This is a genomic window from Ensifer adhaerens, from assembly GCF_013283195.1.
In the GTDB taxonomy this organism is placed as follows: Bacteria; Pseudomonadota; Alphaproteobacteria; order Rhizobiales; family Rhizobiaceae; genus Ensifer; species Ensifer adhaerens_G.
Genome location: NZ_JABEKT010000002.1, coordinates 646,087 through 665,353 on the forward strand (window position 1 = coordinate 646,087; position 19,267 = coordinate 665,353).

A 19,267-nucleotide genomic window follows, 5' to 3' on the forward strand; every position below is an offset into this window, starting at 1 on the left:
TTCTGGATTAGTAGTCCCCCTCTCACGTATCTGCGAACTTTCGCATATAATCCGCTCGGCGCTAAGAGGGGTCTCTCAGCTTCATTGAAAATCAGGGTGCGGGTCGGAAGGCCTGACGCGGTTCTTTGTGTTCGAATGCAACTTAAAGTTAAGATCGCATCTGTTGCCCTCGAGCCGTGGAGACGGTGCGAGCATATTTTGCAGGCATGGAACGACCGGAGGGAAGGCGACCGCGATTGATCGCGGCGGCAAATCTGATGGAGAACACTGTGCAGACAGACGACATCGGTAACGGCACATCGCAGCTTGTCAGACCAACGGGCGCATCTGCCGATGATGCGGGGCGCCGCGTCACCCTCGCGTGTGGGGATGGTTCGATGCGGGGGCTGGCATGAGCGACCTCGACACGGAATCGAAGACGGCCTGGATTTCCCAGGGCTTCGAGCGGCTGGTCGATCGCGTCCGCAAGGCTCCTGCCGCTGTGCATTTCGATGTCCTGATCATTGGCAGCGGTTATGGCGGCGCGATTGCCGCTTCGACTTTCGCCGGGCGCACGCATGAGGGCAGGCCGATTTCGGTCGGCGTGCTGGAGCGCGGGCGCGAATACCTGCCGGGCTCCTTTCCGACAGGCCTTGGCGAATTGCCGCGCCATATTCGTGGTGACAACAACAAGGAGGGCCTGATCGATATCAGGATCGGTGCTGAGGTCGTTGCGGTCGTCGCCAACGGGATCGGCGGAGGATCGCTGATCAATGCCGGTGTCATGGAAACGCCGCTGCCAAGCGTTTTCCACAAGCGGTGGCCCACGGCCCTCAAGGATCTCTCGACCTGGAAATCCTATTTCGATCGTGCACGCGATCTGCTCGGTAGCACCGTCATGGGCGCTCCAAACACTATTGCCGACCATGTCGATGGCGTGCCGCAAAAGTTTAGGTCGGTGCGCGCAATCGCGCCGGACGGCAATTTCAGACCGGCTTCGATCACGGTCGCGATGAGTGACACCACCAGTTCCGGCAATGTGCGCCTGAACAAGTGCCTTCGCTGTGGTGATTGCGCGACCGGCTGTAATAGTGGCGCAAAGAACTCACTCGACGTCAATCTGCTGGTGAGCGCGAACCAATACGGTGCCGAAATCTTCAGCGGCGCAACGGTCCTCAGCCTGGCCAGGGATGGAGATGTCGGCTGGCTCGTCAGGGGCGTGCACACCAACGCGAAGCTCCGCAAGCGCGACACCGACCCGGTGGCGATCAGGGCCCGCAAGGTCGTGCTCGCCGCCGGTGCGCTCGGATCGAGCGAAATCCTCATGCGCTCTCGCGGCGCAGGCTTGCAACTGGCGGACAGGAACCTCGGCACAGGATGCTCGACCAATGGCGACATGCTGGTTGCCGACTATGCGACCGCCGCCGATGTCAACACCGTCGCCGACGAAACGATCAAGCCATCGACCCGGGCCATCGGGCCGATGATCACCGGGGTAATCGACCTTCGTGCCTCAAAGGGTGTGATGATCGAGGAGATGTCGGTGCCGGCGGCTCTGCGCATTGCCTTCGCCGAGGTTTTCGCCACCCTCAATATGCTGCACGGCCTCGCCAGGCATGATGGTACGCGGCACCGTCCGGGGTTTCCGGATGACGATATCTACGCAGCGCCGGCCGCACGCATCGGCCGCTCGGCACTTTACGCCGTCATGGCCGACGATGGAGCTGAGGGCCGGATCGAACTCGATGGCGACCCAAATGCGGTCGATCGGGACGGCATTGCGCGGATCCGCTGGGACAAGCTGCAAACTCTGCCCGTTTTCGACAGGCAAGTCGAGGCACTCGCGGCGCTGACGAAAGGCACCGGTGGCCGGCTTATTCCCAATCCGGTCTGGAAGCTGTTGCCGGCCGACTTGACCTGGTTGCTGAAAGATCAGCGCGGGCCGCTGGCGACTTTCCATCCGCTTGGCGGCTGCGCGATGGCCGATACGGGCGCGGACGGTGTGGTCGATCACCTTGGCCGCGTCTTCACAGCGGTGGATTCCGACGCGGTGCATGACGATCTCGTCGTGCTCGACGGGTCGATCGTTCCGACCGCACTTGCGACAAACCCAGCCCTGACGATTGCTGCGATTGCGCTGCGCGCCGCGGAAGCGCTGGCCGAGGAATGGAACTATGATGCAGCCGAAGTTCGGCCCATCGGTTCCCCGCTGGTTCGGCCGGTCTTTCGCAACACCGACGTCGCCGCGCGGGCGCAGTCAAGCGAGGTCGAAATCACCGAAAGGCTTGTCGGCCCCATCAGCTTGACGCCGGTGGATGGGATCGAGGAAACCCGGATCGTCGAGCTGACCATGCGCTTCACGCCCATCTCGCTTTTGCAGTTGACGCCGAGCAATGGCAGCCACCCGATCCTTCGTGTCGCAACCGAAGTGCCGGATGGTGCCATCCGAAGCCAGATCCGGATTTTCCCTCGGGACGTCTGGGAAACGCTGGAGACGACCTGGCTGCCCCTGCATGTGAAGGAGCGAAGGCTCGATGCCGCCGCCGAATTCAGCGCGCCGATCTCCGGCAGTCTGCGGCTCTTCGAGCGCCAGCAGAGCTCGATGCCTGGGCGCGTGTGGCGCGCGGGCAAGGCCTGGGTGCTGAACCGGGGGCTTCGGGACGGCTACCAGGCACTCGCCGATGGAGACGATGGCCCCGGCCTCTGGTCGCGGCTCAAATCGGCTTTTGCGATTGCCAGCCGCTCCGGCGAGATCAGGACGCTCGGCTATGATCTGACCATTGGGCCGCAGGACGTCGGCGGCAAGATCGCGCTCGCCGGCAACCGTATCGTCGGCGTCAAGACCTTCACCTATGAGCGGCGCTGCAATCCCTGGCGCCAGCTTATGGAGATGACGCTCGACACGTTTCCGGGCTTGAGCCCCGGCAGCGGCGAGCGCGTGCTGAAACTCGACGTCGGTTATCTCGCGCGGATCGGCGTGCCGTTGTTCCGGGTCGTCGATCAACGCGACGGCGTCAACACCATCGCCGAATTGCTGACAGTCTTCGGCTTCATCGCGCGGCTTCTGCTCGGTCTGCATCTCTGGAGCTTTCGTGCTCCCGACCAGGACAAGCGACCGCGACCGGCGACCGTCAACCGCCTGCCACCGACGACGCTGAAGCTCCCGGGCGGCGCGTCGATTACCGCCGAGCTGCATCGCATCGCGCTTGCGCCGGAACGGCCGGATGGCGGAGGCAGCGATGTGGCCGGCGAGGTGCGGCTGACGCGCTACCGCCATCCCAACAGCAAGAAGCGCCCGCTCATTATGTTGCACGGCCATAGCGCCAGCGGCACCACCTTTGCGCATCACGCGGTCAACCCCAATTTCGCCAGCCATTTCTGGTGCACGGGTCGTGACATTTGGATCGCCGATCTCAGAACCAGCGCGGGCCAACCGACGGCGACAGAGGCGTGGAGCTTCGACCAGATCGGCAATGTCGACGTACCGGCGGCACTGAAGGCCGTGGCGGCAACGTCGCCGGACGGGACGGTCGACGTGATCGCCCATTGCATGGGAGCCGTCGTCTTCAGCATCGCCGTGCTGAACGGCCATGCGACCGGGCTCGTCCATCGCGCCGCCTTCACGCAGGTCGGGCCGCTCGTCGTTTTTGCGCCGGCCAACATCTTTCGCGCCTATCTCACGCGCTACCTCATCGATTTCCTGCCGGGCAGCTACAGTTTCAACCCGAAGGAACCGACGCTTGCGGACGATCTTCTCGATCGTCTTCTGTCGTCGCTGCCCTATCCGGTCGAGGAGTTGGACGTCGAGAACCCGCGATGGCCAACGAAGCGCACGCCCTGGACGCGCACTCGGCATCGCATGGACGCGCTCTACGGACGCCATTTCGATGTGCGCAACATGGAGCCCGAAGTGCTGCGCTACATCGACGAGCATTTCGGTCCGTCGAGCCTGTCGACGGTGTCGTCCCACCTGCATTTCGTGCGTTCCTCGACGATGACGGATTTTCAAGGGCGCAACGGTCTGGTCTCGCGCCAGAACCTGACAAAGCACTGGTCGTTCCCGACCTTCAGCGTGCATGGGGGAGAAAACGGACTGTCACATGTCTCGACCGTTGATCGCATGCGGCAGATTTTTGGCGCCGCCGGCCGGGTCTATATGCCTCCCTTCGTCATTCCGGGCGCGGGCCACCAGGACGCGCTGGTCGGAACGACGCGGCACGCGGCCTTGGCGCAGATACAGCAGTTTTTCGACGCCGACATACCGGCGGGCGTCGTCAAGGCCGACAGTGAAAAAGTGGTCTATCCGCCCTGGATCGGTCCGATCATTACCGAAGAGCGCCCGAAGACCCCGGCGCTGGTCATCCGCCTCGGTTCGGCGCCCTTGCATCGGGCGACCGAAGCCGCATTGCTCCTGCGCATCCGGATGGTCGATGATCGTATCTGTCGGCCGGATGATCCGACACAGCCCTGGGACACAGCCTATCTCCTGGAGCATCTCGTTGCCTATACCTCGAAGGCACTTGAGGACGATGGGTGGGATGCGTTCGAAGTTCCATTGCTCGCCCGCATGCCCGGCCATGGAATTGCCGATCGCAGCGATGCCCTTCTGGTTCTGCTGGCCTATGACGAGGATGCGGCGGTGGCCGCACCGGACCTCGATCGTGAAGAGCCGCCGTCGCCGCTTGAACGCGTCGTGCCCGGTCCTGCCGCCCTGGCGCCGGCCTATGGTTACTTCGTTGCCGATATCGGGCAAAGGCGGATGCGGCGGCTCGATCCGACGGGAGCGGCCGGCAATGCCGCTTGCGGGCAGGCTGTCGCGTTCGCCTACAGCCGTTTTGAGAAGATGGCCGCGGCCGTGGAGCGCGCGATGGCCTTTCCATCGCCGAGGGCAGGGCGCCAGGGCTTCATGCAGTCGGCGCATCCACCTGTTGCCGAGCAGGATTTCGATCTGAGGGACGGCATCGTCCCCTATGATCCACCGGCACTTCCGCCCCTGGAACCGGCGCCGAACGGAACCAGTTTCTCGCTCTCTTCCTGCCAGTATCCGGCTGGGTTTCTCGACGCGGCGGTCGCCTACCGCGGCTATGGGCGCATTGCTGAACGGCTGGAGGCCCGTGCTGGGATCAAGCCGCGCTTCGCGCTTTTCGTCGGTGGCCAGGTCTATGTCGATCCGACGGCGGGGCTCTATGACCCTACCCGACGGGATGATCGTTACCGCCTGCCCTACGAGGCCTGGCTGAGCCAGAGCAGCGTGCGCAACGTCTTGCGACAGATCCCGTCCTTCATGCTGCCCGACGACCAGGAGATCGACGACAGTTGGGAGCCGATCTCCGATCCGGATGACGATGATAATGCCGGCAAGGCGATGCGCGGTGTCGAAGCCTACCGGAAGTACCAACGGGGCAAAGATGCCAAGCTCGATATGTTCGATTTCGACGGTTTCCATTTCTTCATGCTCGACACGCGTACGCAGCGAGCCCACCGAAAGGTGGGTGATGGCCTGAAGGCGTCCGCGATGTTCGCGCCGTCGATGATGGAAAGCTTGAAGCAATGGTTGTTGCTAGCTCCCGGGCCGAAGTTCGTCGTATCTCCTGCTATGTTGCTGCCGCGGCATCGGCGCGCCACCCAGCGCGATCAAAGCCTTTCCTGGACGAACTTGTCCGCGTTGCATTCCGACGGATGGGACGGCTACCCCAACACGCTTGGCGAGGTGCTTGGCTATATCTCCGAGAACCGAATCGAGCATGTGGTGTTTCTCTCGGGAGGCGAACACCGTGCTGGTGTCGCGACGGTCGACCTCTTCGACGAGGATGGCTCCGTCACCCGTGTTCACTCGATCCATACGGCGGCGATGTTTGCGCCCTATCCGTTCGCCAACCGCATCGACGAGGAAATTGTCGAAAGCGAAACGATCGAAGTCCGGTCGGGCGCGAGGATCTACCGGTGCGCCGTCAACGCAACGCTGCCGGCCCCTGGTGACGGGGCGACGTTCCTGCGCGTTCGCCGGGCCGAAACCGAAACCGGATGGGAACTCGATTGCGAGTTCGGCGATGGCGCGGTGCAGACGCTGGCAATCTGATGGATTTGAGCGCGGCCTGCCCGCAGGCGGGCCGTTTCAGCGATATCCTGCTGCATCAGCGGGTTTGTCCGTTTCCATCACCTCGCGCATGTAGCGCCAGCAATCGGGGCGCGAGCCGTCGAGGTCGGTGAAGCCGTATGCCTGGGCGATGTTGCCGCTCGACAGCGATTGTCCGTTCCATCGCGCTTTTTGCGGGTCCGCGGCAACTGCGGCTACGGCGCGGCCGACGAAGCGCGGACTTTCGGAAATGACGAAATGCGGCTGGAGCTTCGTTGCTTCCTGCCAGGTTTCTTCCGTTACCTGGAAATGCTCCAGCATCATCTCCGATCGCATCCAGCCAGGCGTAATCGATATGGCCGTGGCGCCGTGCGGCGCCAAATCCTTGGCATGTGCCCAGGCCATGCGATTGGCCGCGACCTTCGCGAGGTCGTAGAACGGCGAGAGCCGGTAGTGTTCTGCGTTGTATTCGGCAGTCCCGTCCGTCACCTCGACCAGCAGCCCGCCGCTATTCTCGATCATCAGCGGCAGGGCGTGATGGGCAGTGATCAGATGCGTGTCGATTGCCAGCCGGAGCAGCTTCAAGCCGTTGTCGAGGTCATGGTCCCATACCGGCTTGTTCCATTCGAAAAGGTTTTCGCCGCCCCAGATATCGTTGACGAGAATATCGAGCCGACCTTGTTCCGTGCGGATGCGCTCGACGAGCGCTTTCACCTCTTGAGATTGCAGGTGGTCGACCTGCACCGCGATACCTTCGCCGCCAAGCGCGCTGACGAGTTCCGCCGTCTCCTCGATCGTTTCCGGGCGCTTGTAGTCCGATTGCTGGCTTCTCGTGGTGCGGCCGGTGACATAGACCGTCGCGCCCGCGGCTCCGAGCTCAGCGGCAATGCCGCGTCCGCCGCCGCGCGTGGCGCCTGCGACCAGCGCTATTTTTCCCTTGAGCATCATTTTTCCTCCATCGGCGATCCGCGCCATCTGGTCGTGGCGACGGGAATGAGATATATAAACGATTATTCGGTTATTAATGAGAGTCAAGATGCCGCGCCCCAAAACGATGCCCGACGAAGATGTGCTGGCCGCCGCGCTGGCGATCATGCATGCAAGCGGACCGGAGGGCCTGACCTTCGCCGCCCTTGCCGTGAGCACGGGGCTCTCCGCCTCCACGCTGGTCCAGCGGTTCGAAAACAAGCAGAACCTTGTCCAGCGCACGCTTCTGCAGGCCTGGGACGGGCTCGACCGCTTGACTGCAGAGCTTGCGGCCACCCTACCGATGACACCGGAAGGTGCCGTCGATCTGCTCGCCGGACTGTCGGGCGATTATGGTGGCATCGAAGCCTACGCCGACGGGTTGCGGGTCCTGCGCGAGGATTTGCGCGACCCGGCGCTTCGCGCCCGCGGCGCGCGGTGGCGCGATGCCCTTTCTGAAGCGCTGGACGTACGTCTCGCCGGTCCGTCGGCGCCGATGCCCGGTATCGGTTTGCTGATGGCGTCCCATTGGCAGGGGGCTCTGCTTTGGTGGAGTTTCGACCCGCAGATCCCGGTTGCGGATTTCGTCCGGCAGAGCCTGCGCCGTTTCGTGTCGGTGCTTGCCGCAGGCGCTGCCGGCCCGCAGGAAGCGTGAAACCGGTGCACGGATACGCCAGGTCCGGGCTTTTCACCGGGCTTCAAATCAGCGTGACAATGAATGTCGTCCGATGACGCGGCCGCGCTTTCACCCTAGATCGGAATATATGATCAGATTTGCCGCTGCATTGTTCTGGCTTCTGGCGATGTGCTCCCTGGCAGTCGCACAGGAGCGGCCTTCGCTTCCGACGCTGTTGGAGGGACTTGCAGCGCGAGACGACCTGACGCCGCTGAAGACGGTGATCGTCGCCCGATCCGGTGCCGTCGTTGCCGAGCGTGGCTACCGGGGCAATCGCCCTTCGGACAGCACCAACATCAAGTCGGCTTCCAAATCGATCGTGTCGGCGCTCGTCGGCATCGCGATCGACAAGGGGCTGCTGCAGGGGCCGGAGCAAAAGATTGCGCCGATCCTCGAGTCCGACCTGCCGGTGTCCCCGGACCCGCGGCTTCAGGACATCACCATCGGTCATCTGCTGTCGATGCAGGCCGGGCTTGGACGAATGTCCGGCCCCAATTACGGCCGCTGGGTGTCGAGCCGCAATTGGGTTCGCTCCGCGTTGGCACAGCCGTTCGACGATGAACCCGGCGGGGAGATGCTCTATTCGACTGCGTCCACTCACCTGCTTTCCGCAATTCTGACCAGGGTTAGCGGCAAGCCGACCCTTGCTCTTGCCCGCGAATGGCTCGGCCCGATCAAGGGCTTTCGCATCGATGGGTGGGACCGCGATCCGCAAGGCATCTATCTGGGCGGCAACCAGATGGCGATGAGCGCGCGATCGCTGCTTGCCTTCGGCGAGGTTTATCGCAACGGCGGCAAGACGGCCGAAGGGCGACAGGTCGTGCCGGCTGAGTGGATCGCGCAGTCCTGGCAACCGCGCACCAATTCGCGCTTCTCCGGGGACATCTACGGTTATGGCTGGTTTCAGCGCCAGATCGCTGGCGAGACTGTGCACTTCGCCTGGGGGTATGGAGGCCAGATGCTCTATATCGTGTCGGCGCTCGAGCTGACCGTGGTGATGACCTCGCAGGAGAGCGCCCCGTCGGCACGCACCGGTTACCGCGATGCCTTGCATCTCTTGCTCGGCAACATCATCGACACGGTCAAGGCCGCGCCACGTCTCGGCGAATAGCGGCGGTTCGCGACGTCCGTCATTCGAAAATCATCTGAACCGATGGCCGGCACTGGGCGAACTCGACTGTGACGAAAACAAGCTCGATCTAACCCAATCCCGGCCATTCCAGGGGTGAGCTATTCCGCAGCTGTTGATGTCAGGACTCTGGCTGGGCAGGGGGCCGTATTCGCCCAACCGGACAAAGGTCCAACGCAGATTCAGCGGGAGATGCGTTTAAGAACACCATCGAGCGCTCGTCTCAGGGCATCCGTCCCGCCCTGACCGTCGAAGTCTTGAAACACTTGCTCGTTCAAACCGCCCCTGGTGGCGAATTCGCGGCTCAAATCGATGAATTTGATATCTTCTTCGGCATGAGCTGCTGCTTCTGCAAGACCGGCAAAGAGTGGCGTGAGATAGGCGCGGCCCTTTTCTTCCGGCAACCCGTTTTCCGCGAGCCACTCCGTCGTGCGGTGCATGATGCCGAAATAGGTCGCCATCAGGGCGCTCGCGGTAGCGAGGAGGTCGTATTCCGCCTTGGTTTCGCATTCGACGGCGTTGCCGAGCACGTTGAAGATAGCGGCCGTGCCCTCATCCGGTGGGTAGACGGCGGTGACGCCCTTCCGCCGGGAGACGAAGGGTAGGGGGATGGCCTGAGTGAGCTCAACGTCGGCGCCGATCCAGTCGCGGAGTGCTTGTCTCCCGGTAGCGGCGACGACGCTGATCACCCTCTGGTCGTCACGAAACCGCAGGGGGCGAATGACGTCCTCGGCGATCTGCGGGCGGATCGCCAGGACGACCGTATCGCAGCCGTCGACGATCGCCTGGTTGTCGTTGGAGACCAGCACTTGCGGGAATTCGGCGGCGAGCGCCGCCGAAATATCCGCGCTGCGCATCGACACCATAACATGCGGGACCGCAGCGGGCTTTGCGAGCAGGCCGCGCACCATGGCGTCGGTGATGGCGCCTGTTCCGATGAATCCGATCTTCTGGGGCAGGGGCATGGTCTATTCCGCAGCCGCAAGCGGCCCGAAGGCGACATCGGTCGTGTAATTTTCGCGCAGGAACGAGATGAAATTATCCTGGAACTGGCGGGTGTGGGCATGGGCCAGCTCGTCGGCACGCTCGACGTTTTTCGCCCGGATTGCCTCCAGCATCAACTCATGCTCGTCGGTCAGGAGATAGCCGTCGCCGGTGCGCTCAAGATATTCGAAATGCAGGTGCAGCATCCGCTGGCCCTGATTGAGGAGGCGCTCGTAGAATGAGGCGAGATAGGTGTTCTTCCCAGCGTAAGCGACGGCCATGTGGAATTGCTTGTTGGCCTCCGACATCTTCAGGTGCATGCCGGTCCTGACGGCCGCCTCGAATTCCTTTTGACGCTTGGCTATGATCTTAAGGTCGGCGTCGGTCCTGAGAGCTGCGGCAAGCCGAGTGTTCATGCGTTGGGCGACATCAAGCGCCTCCACATATTTTGGAAAGCTTGCGACCTCGATCGGCGCCACGATCGTGCTGCGATTGGAAAGCGTCACCACCAGATCCTCGCCCGCAAGCCTGATCAAGGCCTCGCGCACCGGCGACCGAGACATATCGAAACGCTCGGCAAGCGTTGTCTCATCCAGCAGTTGGCCCGGCGGCAGGGCCAGAGCGAGAATTTCAGTTCGCAGCGTGTCGTAGACGCTTTTCCAGCCGGTGCCGCGCACCCGTTTCGTATCAATCTCGTCAGACACTTACGTCCCTTTCCGTATTTCTTCGGCATTGGGCCAGAAAAACGACCGCGCAGCAATTGTAAAATTTCCGCTTGACTTTGTCGACACGGAGACGACATAAATTACTCAGTCGACACGGAGCCGACACGAAAAACAAAAAGAACGGCCGCAGCCGACCGGTGGAACCGCGCTTTACGCGCACAAAAATTGGGGAATGCACATGCTTTCGAGAGTGATGACGTCCGCACTGCGGGCGACGGCGGCGCTCGTCCTGGTGGCGAGTTTTTCTCCCACAGCCGCATCGGCTGAGACCACAGACGGATACTGGCAGGGCGTCCAGAAAACCGGGGCGCTGCGGTGCGGAGCAGCTGTCGCCCCGCCCTATGTCATGCGCGATCCGGCAAGCGGCGAGTATTCCGGCTTTTTTGCCGACCTCTGCCGCGAGTTTGCAGAGGTTTTGAAGGTCAAGCCCGAATTCGTAGACACGACCTGGGACAATATCGTCGCCGGTCTGCAGGCCGGGAAATGGGACGTGTCGCTGGCGCTCAACCGGACACCGGCACGGGCCATGGCCGTGCAGTTCTCCGTTCCTGCGATGGAGTATCAGATCTCGCTTGCCTACAATAAGGAGAATCCCAAGATCCCGACTGGCGCGGCCGCAGTCGCCGATATCGACAAGGCCGACGTCACGCTCGCGGTGATGTCGGGCACGGCACAAGACAAGGCGATCTCCTCGGTCGTCAAGACTGCCACGATCTTGCGCTTGCCAACCAACGATGAAACACGCCTTGCCGTTGTATCCCGCCGCGCGGACATACTTGTCGACGCGTCCGATACCAACCAGCTCTTCACACAGTCCAATCCGGATTGGGCCGTTGCGCTGAACCCCACGCCGGCGCTTGCAAGACAGGGCGTCGCCTTTGGCCTGCCGCATCAGCTTTCCGCCGCCGATGTCGAGGTGATCAATATCTTCCTCGAAGAGCGGGTTGCTACCGGTCACATCGAGGAACTGATCCGCAAGGCGGTCGATCAGGTTCTCAAAACCGGCAACTGAGCCCGGCAACTATCAGCCATGCCGGAGCCGCCCCGCGGCGGCTCCGCTTCCCTGTCTCAAGGAGGAGAGTTTGGACGATGTCGGACACCGCCCCGCTGGTTAAGATCGAAGGACTGCACAAGAGCTACGGCGGCGTCGTCAAGGTGCTGCAGGGCCTCGATATCGAAATGAAGGCGGGCGACCGCGTCGTCGTTATCGGGCCCTCCGGCGGTGGCAAGTCCACACTTCTGCGTGTTCTGATGGGACTCGAACAGATCGACAGAGGGTCCGTCGGTTTCGGTGGAAAGCCCTACATCTGCGCAAACGGCAACGGCAAGACCACGATTGATGCCAAGGTCCGGCGGTCGATCGGAATGGTGTTTCAGCACTACACGTTATTTCCGCATCTCGACGTGATCGGAAACCTGATCCTCGCGCCGATGAAGGTACGGGGAGAGAAGAAGGCCGAGGCAGAGGCGAGGGCCATGGCGCTGCTGACGCGTTTCGGCCTCGCGCAGAAGGCTAAAGCCTATCCAGCCCAGCTCTCCGGCGGGCAGAAGCAGCGCGTGGCCATTGCCCGCGCCCTGATGCTCGATCCGAAACTCATGCTGTTCGACGAGGTGACTTCGGCGCTCGATCCCGAGCTTGTGGCCGAAGTCGAACAGGTGATCCTGCAACTCGCCCAGCAGCAGATGCCGATGGTCATTGTGACCCACGACATGTGGTTTGCGAAGAACATTGCTTCCCGCGTGATTTTCTGCGCCGGCGGCGTGGTCGTCGAGGATGGTCCGCCAGAGCAGGTGCTTGGCTCTCCCAAGGAGGAGCGCACGCGCGAGTTCATCGAGCGGGTGTTCCACATCAAGCACTGAGGAGGACGCCATGAACTACAGTTTTGACTTCGCGTCCGTCTTTCGCAATTTCGGACCGCTTTGGGATGGCCTGCTCGTCACGGTCGAACTCACGATTGCCGCAAATGCCATCGGCTTGACGCTTGGCTTTGGACTGGCGCTGCTCGTGATGAGCCGCTTTGCTGTGATCCGCCTCCCGGTCACGCTCTTCATCGAATTCTTCCGTTGCACGCCGGCGATCATCCAGATTGTCTGGTTCTTCTATTGCGTCCCCATGCTGTTCAACGTGTTCCTCGGTTCAGTCACGATGGGGATCCTGGCGCTCGGCCTCAATCTCGCGGCCTTCAATGCGGAGGCTTACCGTGCCTCGATCCAGGCCGTGCCGCGCGAGCAGCTCGATGCCGGCGTGGCGCTCGGTTTGAACCCATTCCAGAGAATTCTCTATATCGTTCTACCCACAGCGGTGCGCAACTCGATGCCGGTGCTGCTCACCAACGGGATCGGGATCTTCCAGCAGAGCGCGCTGGTCGCCATCGTTGCTGTCCAGGATCTGATGTACCAGGGCAAGACCCTGGCCACGCAGACATACCGCCCGATCGAGACCTTCACCATCGTCGCATTGTTCTATTTCGCCGTGTCGTTCCCGGTTTCCCAGGTCGTCGGCTACCTGGAACGCCGCCGCGAAGCCCTGGCAAGCTGAGGAGTTCAACGATGACCTTCGACTTCGCGATCGTGCTGAAATTCCAGCATGCACTCTTGCTCGGCCTCTGGACCACACTCAAGCTGACCCTGATCTGCATCCTGCTCGGCTGCATCCTCGGCTTCCTTGTCGCCCTTGCCAGAACCTCCAAGAACGCAATCCTGCGAGGCCCATCGAGCGTCTATGTGGAGTTCTTCCGCGGCACGCCCGTGCTCGTGCAGCTGTTCTGGATATTTTTCTGCCTGCCATTGGTCCTCGGCGTCGAACTCTCCAACATGGCGTCCGGTGTGATAGCGCTGACGCTCTACATGGGGGCGATCAGCAGCGAAACGTTCCGTGCATCGCTGAAGTCCGTCGGGCGCGAGCAGTTGGACGCCTGCGTGGCGCTGGGCCTTTCTCCCTGGGCACGCACGGCGAACGTCGTCCTCCCGCAGGCGGTGCTGCGCGCTGCACCGACGCTGCTTTCCAACTGCATCAGCCTCTTCAAGGAAAGCGCGCTGGTCTCGGCTGTCGGCATGGCGGACCTCATGTTCGTCGGCCAGAACATATCCAACAACACGGCCCGGCCCATCGAGGTGCTGACCGCCGTCGCCCTCATCTACTTCGTCATCGCCTTCCCGCTGACGCGCGCCGTCACGGTCATCGAACAACGCATCCTCAAGCGGCTGGCCGTCTGACGCGCCCGCCACACGAACATCCGAATGGAGATTCCCATGAAACTGTCAGGCGTCATGCCGGCCCTCGTCACCCCCTTCGATGCCAAGGGTCAGATCGATTTCAAGGCCTTCGAAAGGCTCATGGTTCACCTGCGTGAAGCCGGTGTCACGGGCTGGGTGCCGAACGGCTCCACCGGAGAATATTTCAGCCAGTCGACGGAAGAGCGTCGCGACGTTCTTCAGTTCGTCAAAGACTTTGCCAAGCCAGGTGAAATCCTGATCGCCGGCACCAATGCGCCGGCCACGCGTGAGGTCATCGAACAGACGGCGATTGCCAAGCAGATCGGCTACGACACCGTCCTGCTCGCGCCGCCGTTCTACACCCGCCCGAGCCAGGCCGAGCTCATCAAGCACTACGAGACCGTTCTTGCCGCCGTCGACGTCGATCTCGTGCTCTACAGTTATCCCGCCAAGGACGGGTCGGACATCAGCTTCGAACTGATGGATCATTTTGCCGACAATCCGCGCGTCATTGCCATCAAGGAAAGCTCGGGCGTGCTGCAACGGGCGATCGACATCGCCAGTCGTTACGAAGGCAAAATCCAGCTTGTCAGCGGTTCGGACGACATCGCGCTCGATTTCATGTTCTGGGGTGCGGAAAGCTGGATCTGCGGTCCATCGAACTGCATGGCCAAGGCCTGCTGCGATCTCGACCGGGCGTATAGGTCGGGGGACCTCGGCAAGGCCCGCCAAATGATGAAGACCCTTTACCGGGCGATGAACATCCTCGAGTCCGGCAAGTTCGTCCAGAAGATCAAGTATGGCTGCGAATTGCAGGGCTTGCCGGTCGGCGAATGCCGAGGGCCGCTCGGGCTCCTGACGGCCGAGGAAAAGGCCGAATTCCGCGCCGCCATGCAACCGATCCTAAACTGGTAAGTCCCCATGACCAGGCGGATGAGCCGCCCGACCAGACTGATGAACAACGGAAAGAGGCGAGCATGACGACCGTGGTTGTCGGCGCAGGGATCATCGGCACGGCGATTGCCTACGAGCTGCAGACGCGCGGCCGCCAGGTCGTCCTTCTCGATAGGGACGAGGTCGGGCGCGGCGCGTCCTACGGCAACATGGCCTCGATTGCCGTGACCGAGTTCATGCCGGCTTCACGCCCGTCGATCTGGCGGCAGATCCCGGGCTGGATGCTCGACCCCGAGGGGCCGGTGCGCGTTCGTCCTGGCTATATGCCAAAGCTCCTTCCCTGGTTCGCGCGTTTCGTTGCCGCCTCGCGGCCTGGCAAGCTGCGCCGGCTGGAGGCCGAGGGTGCGGCCCTCTGCAGGCGTGTCTATGACGACCTCCTGCCTCTGCTGTGCGAAACGGGGCTGGAAGACGAATTGACGGAACAGGGCTGCCTTTCGCTCTACAGCGACGAGGCGGAGTTTCGCGCCGACCGTGAGCATATCGAAATCCTCGAGCGCTTCGGCTTTCCGTACCGCCGGCTGACGGGTGCGCAGGCGCGGGAACTGGAACCGGAACTGTCGGACACGATCGGCATCGCCGTCCTCTTTCCGCAGAACCGCAGCCTGCGTGATCCGTTTCGCCTGGTGAACCGCCTGGCGCAACGTTTCCGCGAACGCGGCGGCGAAATCCGGCGCGCAGCGGTGGCGGGGTTTGACCGATCCGACCGCATCACCGCCGTGCGGCTCGCGGGAGGCGATCGCATCGCTGCCGATGAGGTGGTGATCTCAGCGGGTGCCTATAGCGGGTTGCTCTCGAAAATGCTGGGAGAGCCGATGCCGCTCGAAACCGAGCGTGGCTATCATACACAGATCATGGCTCCCGGCATTTCCATGCGCCATTCGATCATCTGGCCCGCACGGGCCTTCATGGTCACGCCAACGGCGGGCGGGATCCGCGTCGGCGGCACGGTGGAAATGGCGGGCCTTGACGCGCCACCCGATTACCGCCGCTCGAAGACAACCGTGCGGCGGGCGCAGACGGCCCTACCGAGGCTGCGCTGCGAAGACTTTTCGGAGTGGATGGGTCATCGTCCGGCTTTTCCCGACACCGTGCCGGTCATGTCTGCCTCGGCGAAGGTCTCGGGTGTCTTCTATGCCACAGGCCACGGTCATCTGGGCGTTACCTATGCCGCAACGACCGCGCGCCTGATGGGCGACCTGATGACCGGCGTGACACCGCCTGTCGATATGCGTCCTTATCGTGTCGACCGTTTCTGAAGGGCGTTGTCCGCAGTCCGGACTGATGCCGCCCATGCATTACCTGTGAGGATATCATGCAGAACAAGCTTTTCATCGATGGCCAATGGGTCGCTCCCGCCGACGGAGCGATGCTCGCGGTGATCGACCCGGCGACCGAAGAAGTTTTCCATCACATTGCCGCCGCCGGCGCGTTGGAGGCCGAAGCTGCCGTGAAGGCGGCGCGCGAAGCCTTCGACAACGGGCCCTGGCCGCGTCTTTCGGGCAAGGAGCGCGCGAACTATCTCCGCGCCATGGCTAAGGGCATCCGCGATCGCCTGCCGGAGCTTGCGCGCATGGAGACCCGCGATAACGGCAAGCCGCTGCCCGAGTCCGAATGGGACCTGGCGGACGCCGCAGGCTGCTTCGATTTCTATGCCGATCTTGCCGAGGAGTTGGATGGCGAAGTGGAGGAGGTGACGCTTGCGGATGCGCGCTTCGTCTCCAAGGCCGTGCGCGAACCGCTCGGCGTCGCGGTCGCCATCGTTCCCTGGAATTATCCGCTTCTCATGGCCTCCTGGAAGGTCGCTCCTGCTCTTGCAGCCGGCTGCACCATGATTCTCAAGCCCGCCGAAACCACCTCGCTGACGGCGCTGGAGCTTGGCGCGATCGCCGAGGCAGCGGGGCTGCCGCGGGGCGTGCTAAGCATTCTCTCGGGCAAAGGTTCGGTCGTAGGGCAGGCCCTCGTCGAGCATCCCGCGGTCGACAAGGTGGCTTTCACGGGTTCAGGGCCGGTTGGTTCGCGCATCATGGCTGCCGGCGCGAAGGACGTTAAACGCATCAGTCTCGAACTCGGCGGCAAGTCGCCGTTCGTCGTCTTTGCCGACAGCGATATCGAGAAGGCCGTCGAATGGATCATGTTCGGCATCTTCTGGAACCAGGGCCAGGTCTGCTCGGCCACGTCAAGGGTACTGGTGGAAGCCCCGCTCTACCCGAAGCTTCTGGCGCGGTTGGTGGAGGAAGCAAGGAAAATCAAGATGGGCAACGGCCTCGACGCGGGTACGCTGCTCGGGCCACTCGTCAACAAGGGCCAGTACGAGGACGTCCTGCGCCACATCGACCGTGCGATAGAGCAGGGCGCGACCGTCGCGTGCGGCGGCAGATACGAGGGCTTCGACAAGGGTTTCTGGGTCGCGCCGACGATCCTCACCGACATGCCGCTCGACAGCGATGCTTGGATCGAGGAAATCTTTGGCCCGGTCGTCTGCATTCGTCCTTTCGAGACCGAGGAGGAGGCGATCCATCTTGCCAATGATTCCCGCTTCGGCCTCGCCGCCGCCGTCATGTCGGCGGATGATGAACGCTGCGAACGCGTGGCCGCCGCCTTCCGCGCCGGGATCGTCTGGATCAATTGCTCGCAGCCGACTTTCACCGAAGCGCCGTGGGGCGGCTACAAGCAGTCCGGAATTGGTCGGGAACTCGGCCGATGGGGCCTCGACAACTATCTGGAGACAAAGCAGATCACGCGTCTGGTTGGTGATGAGCCGTGGGGATGGTATCTGAAATGACCTTCGACAAGGTACTCGATATCCTGCTCGTGCATTGCAAGGGCGAAAGCGGCAATGTCCTCATCGGCGGCGCCCCCGACATTCCGGGCGCAACCATCCTCGACAAGATGAACCATCTCAACAACGTGGACCCGTCGCTGCGTCTGTTCCTGACACGCGAGCCGCGGGCACAGGTTGTCCACACGACCAACCTGCTGCTGCCGCCGACCCGGCCGGATGCCGATGCCGCCTTCATCGTGCTGCAGCCGGATCGTGCCCATCCGATGTCGGGCTCCAACTGCATCTGCGTGGTGACCGCGCTTATCGAAACCGGCCGTGTTGCTATGATTGAGCCGGAAACGGTGGTCCGTCTGGATACCGCAGCCGGGCTGATCGTCGCCCGTGCGCGGTGTGAGAACGGCCGATGCCTGTCGGTCAGCCTCGACAATGTCCCGGCCTTCGTTCACGCGCTCGATGTCGTGATCGACACGCCGAAATGGGGGCGCATCACCGGGGACATCGCCTTCGGTGGTGTCTTTTATGCCCAGATCGACGTTGATCGAGTGGGCTTAAGGATCGTGCCGGAGGCGGCTCGCGCCCTGGCCGAGGCAGGGACGGAGATCAAGGCGCTGTTGGCCAAGCAGGTGGAGGTGGATCATCCTGAGATCCCGGGTCTCGATGAGATCGCGTATGTGATGTTCCGCGACTATCAACCTGATGGATCGGTCATCACCTGCACAACACTGAAACCGGGCCGGGTCGACCGCTCGCCCTGCGGCACGGGCTCCTCGGCCAATCTGGCGATCCTGCATGCAAGGGGGCTGGCAGGGATCGGCGACCGGCGCATTTCGCGCAGCATCATCGGCGGGACCTTCACGGCGGAGATTGTCGGCGAGACAACCGTCGGCGGACGCCCGGCCGTCCTGCCGCGCATCACCGGCCAGGGCTACGTCTTCGGCCGCCAGCAACTTCGGCTCGATCCACAGGATCCCTTTGCGCAAGGCTTTGCCCTGTCGGATACCTGGGGTCCGCAGGTGGGTGAACTATGAAGCTTTCGGGACAGTCCATTCTCGTCACCGGTGCGACGGGCGCCATCGGGCGGGCGATCTGCCATGCTCTCGTGGCGGACGGAGCGAATGTCGTCGTGCACTACGGCCGCAATCGCGATGCCGCCGAGGTGCTTGTGAAATCGCTTAACGGCAGGGGCTGGTGCGTGCCAGCCGATCTGTCGGATCCGGCCGGGCCGCAGGCCCTGTGGGATCAGGCCCTGGCCGTTGCCGGTCGGCTGACGGGCCTCGTCAACAATGCCGGTATCCGGTCAGAAGTTGCGATCGACGCGCCGATGGAAGAGTGGCAGCGGGTCTGGGTGCGCGAAATGCAGGTCAACTTCCTTTCGGCAGTCGATCTGTCGAAGCTCGCCATCCAGCATTTTCGCGTGCATGGCGGCGGCCGGATCGTCAACATGGCCAGCCGTGCCGGTCAGCGCGGCTACACCTCCAGTGCCATGGCCTATGGCGCCTCGAAGGCCGCCCTGATCAATCTCACCAAATCGATTGCGCAAAGCCACGGGCATGAGGGCGTGACCGCGTTAGCGCTGGCGCCCGGCTGGGTGCGCACCGAAATGGCCGAAGCCTATATCGCCGAACACGGTGAGGCGGCGGCTTTGGCCGGCATCCCCATCGCCAGGATGGTCGACCCACAGGAAATCGGCGAGATCACCGCCTTCGCCTTCCGTCCCTCGCAGGCCTCTCTCAACGGCGCCGTGCTGGACGTGAACGGCGGCAGCTACATGAGGTAACAG

At 62.7% G+C, this 19,267-nt stretch carries 15 protein-coding genes; 12 read left to right on the forward strand and 3 right to left on the reverse strand.

Annotated elements, in window-relative coordinates; all coding sequences use genetic code 11:
* The first annotated feature begins 391 nt into the window (after positions 1-391).
* On the forward strand, positions 392-6,058 hold the full coding sequence (locus LPJGGPFB_RS19455; RefSeq protein ID WP_173421574.1) for an alkaline phosphatase D family protein: 5,667 nt from the start codon (positions 392-394) through the stop codon (positions 6,056-6,058).
* 36 nt (positions 6,059-6,094) lie between these two features.
* Here LPJGGPFB_RS19455 and LPJGGPFB_RS19460 read toward each other — a convergent pair whose 3' ends face one another.
* Positions 6,095-7,003: an SDR family oxidoreductase gene (locus LPJGGPFB_RS19460; RefSeq protein WP_173421575.1), complete on the reverse strand. Its 909-nt coding sequence runs from the start codon at positions 7,001-7,003 to the stop codon at positions 6,095-6,097.
* Between the two features lie 88 nt (positions 7,004-7,091).
* Here LPJGGPFB_RS19460 and LPJGGPFB_RS19465 point away from each other — a divergent pair, with 88 nt between their 5' ends.
* Together LPJGGPFB_RS19465 and LPJGGPFB_RS19470 are read left to right on the forward strand one after the other, a co-directional pair.
* Entirely contained in the window at positions 7,092-7,676 is a 585-nt protein-coding gene (locus LPJGGPFB_RS19465; protein ID WP_173421576.1) for a TetR family transcriptional regulator, read from the forward strand.
* A gap of 109 nt (positions 7,677-7,785) precedes the next feature.
* Positions 7,786-8,808 (forward strand): serine hydrolase domain-containing protein, encoded by a 1,023-nt coding sequence (locus LPJGGPFB_RS19470; RefSeq protein WP_173421577.1) that lies wholly within the window; start codon positions 7,786-7,788, stop codon positions 8,806-8,808.
* Between the two features lie 200 nt (positions 8,809-9,008).
* On the opposite strand, the gene LPJGGPFB_RS19475 is transcribed toward LPJGGPFB_RS19470, so the two are convergent.
* Both LPJGGPFB_RS19475 and LPJGGPFB_RS19480 read right to left on the reverse strand, forming a co-directional pair.
* A complete protein-coding gene (locus LPJGGPFB_RS19475; protein ID WP_173421578.1) occupies positions 9,009-9,791 on the reverse strand; it encodes a pyrroline-5-carboxylate reductase in 783 nt (260 codons plus the stop codon).
* A gap of 3 nt (positions 9,792-9,794) precedes the next feature.
* A complete protein-coding gene (locus LPJGGPFB_RS19480) occupies positions 9,795-10,514 on the reverse strand; it encodes a GntR family transcriptional regulator (protein ID WP_173421579.1) in 720 nt (239 codons plus the stop codon).
* A 199-nt stretch (positions 10,515-10,713) separates the two neighbouring features.
* Here LPJGGPFB_RS19480 and LPJGGPFB_RS19485 point away from each other — a divergent pair, with 199 nt between their 5' ends.
* The 9 genes from LPJGGPFB_RS19485 (at position 10,714) to LPJGGPFB_RS19525 (ending at position 19,264) form a co-directional block, all read left to right on the forward strand.
* The gene (locus LPJGGPFB_RS19485; RefSeq protein WP_173421580.1) at positions 10,714-11,547 is read left to right on the forward strand and encodes a substrate-binding periplasmic protein; all 834 of its coding nucleotides are present in this window, start codon (positions 10,714-10,716) and stop codon (positions 11,545-11,547) included.
* Between the two features lie 77 nt (positions 11,548-11,624).
* Positions 11,625-12,395 (forward strand): amino acid ABC transporter ATP-binding protein, encoded by a 771-nt coding sequence (locus LPJGGPFB_RS19490; protein WP_173421581.1) that lies wholly within the window; start codon positions 11,625-11,627, stop codon positions 12,393-12,395.
* A 10-nt stretch (positions 12,396-12,405) separates the two neighbouring features.
* On the forward strand, positions 12,406-13,074 hold the full coding sequence (locus LPJGGPFB_RS19495) for an amino acid ABC transporter permease (RefSeq protein WP_173421582.1): 669 nt from the start codon (positions 12,406-12,408) through the stop codon (positions 13,072-13,074).
* A gap of 11 nt (positions 13,075-13,085) precedes the next feature.
* Entirely contained in the window at positions 13,086-13,751 is a 666-nt protein-coding gene (locus LPJGGPFB_RS19500; protein ID WP_173421583.1) for an amino acid ABC transporter permease, read from the forward strand.
* A gap of 36 nt (positions 13,752-13,787) precedes the next feature.
* The gene (locus tag LPJGGPFB_RS19505; RefSeq protein ID WP_173421584.1) at positions 13,788-14,666 is read left to right on the forward strand and encodes a dihydrodipicolinate synthase family protein; all 879 of its coding nucleotides are present in this window, start codon (positions 13,788-13,790) and stop codon (positions 14,664-14,666) included.
* 62 nt (positions 14,667-14,728) lie between these two features.
* Complete coding sequence (locus LPJGGPFB_RS19510) at positions 14,729-15,961, forward strand: NAD(P)/FAD-dependent oxidoreductase (protein WP_173421585.1); 1,233 nt, start codon at positions 14,729-14,731, stop codon at positions 15,959-15,961.
* A 56-nt stretch (positions 15,962-16,017) separates the two neighbouring features.
* Positions 16,018-17,487: an aldehyde dehydrogenase family protein gene (locus LPJGGPFB_RS19515; RefSeq protein WP_173421586.1), complete on the forward strand. Its 1,470-nt coding sequence runs from the start codon at positions 16,018-16,020 to the stop codon at positions 17,485-17,487.
* Positions 17,484-18,515, forward strand: a complete 1,032-nt coding sequence (locus LPJGGPFB_RS19520) for a proline racemase family protein (protein WP_173421587.1) — start codon at positions 17,484-17,486, stop codon at positions 18,513-18,515. The genes LPJGGPFB_RS19515 and LPJGGPFB_RS19520 overlap by 4 nt, the downstream gene beginning before the upstream one ends.
* Positions 18,512-19,264: an SDR family NAD(P)-dependent oxidoreductase gene (locus LPJGGPFB_RS19525; protein WP_173421588.1), complete on the forward strand. Its 753-nt coding sequence runs from the start codon at positions 18,512-18,514 to the stop codon at positions 19,262-19,264. The genes LPJGGPFB_RS19520 and LPJGGPFB_RS19525 overlap by 4 nt, the downstream gene beginning before the upstream one ends.
* Positions 19,265-19,267 lie beyond the last annotated feature (3 nt).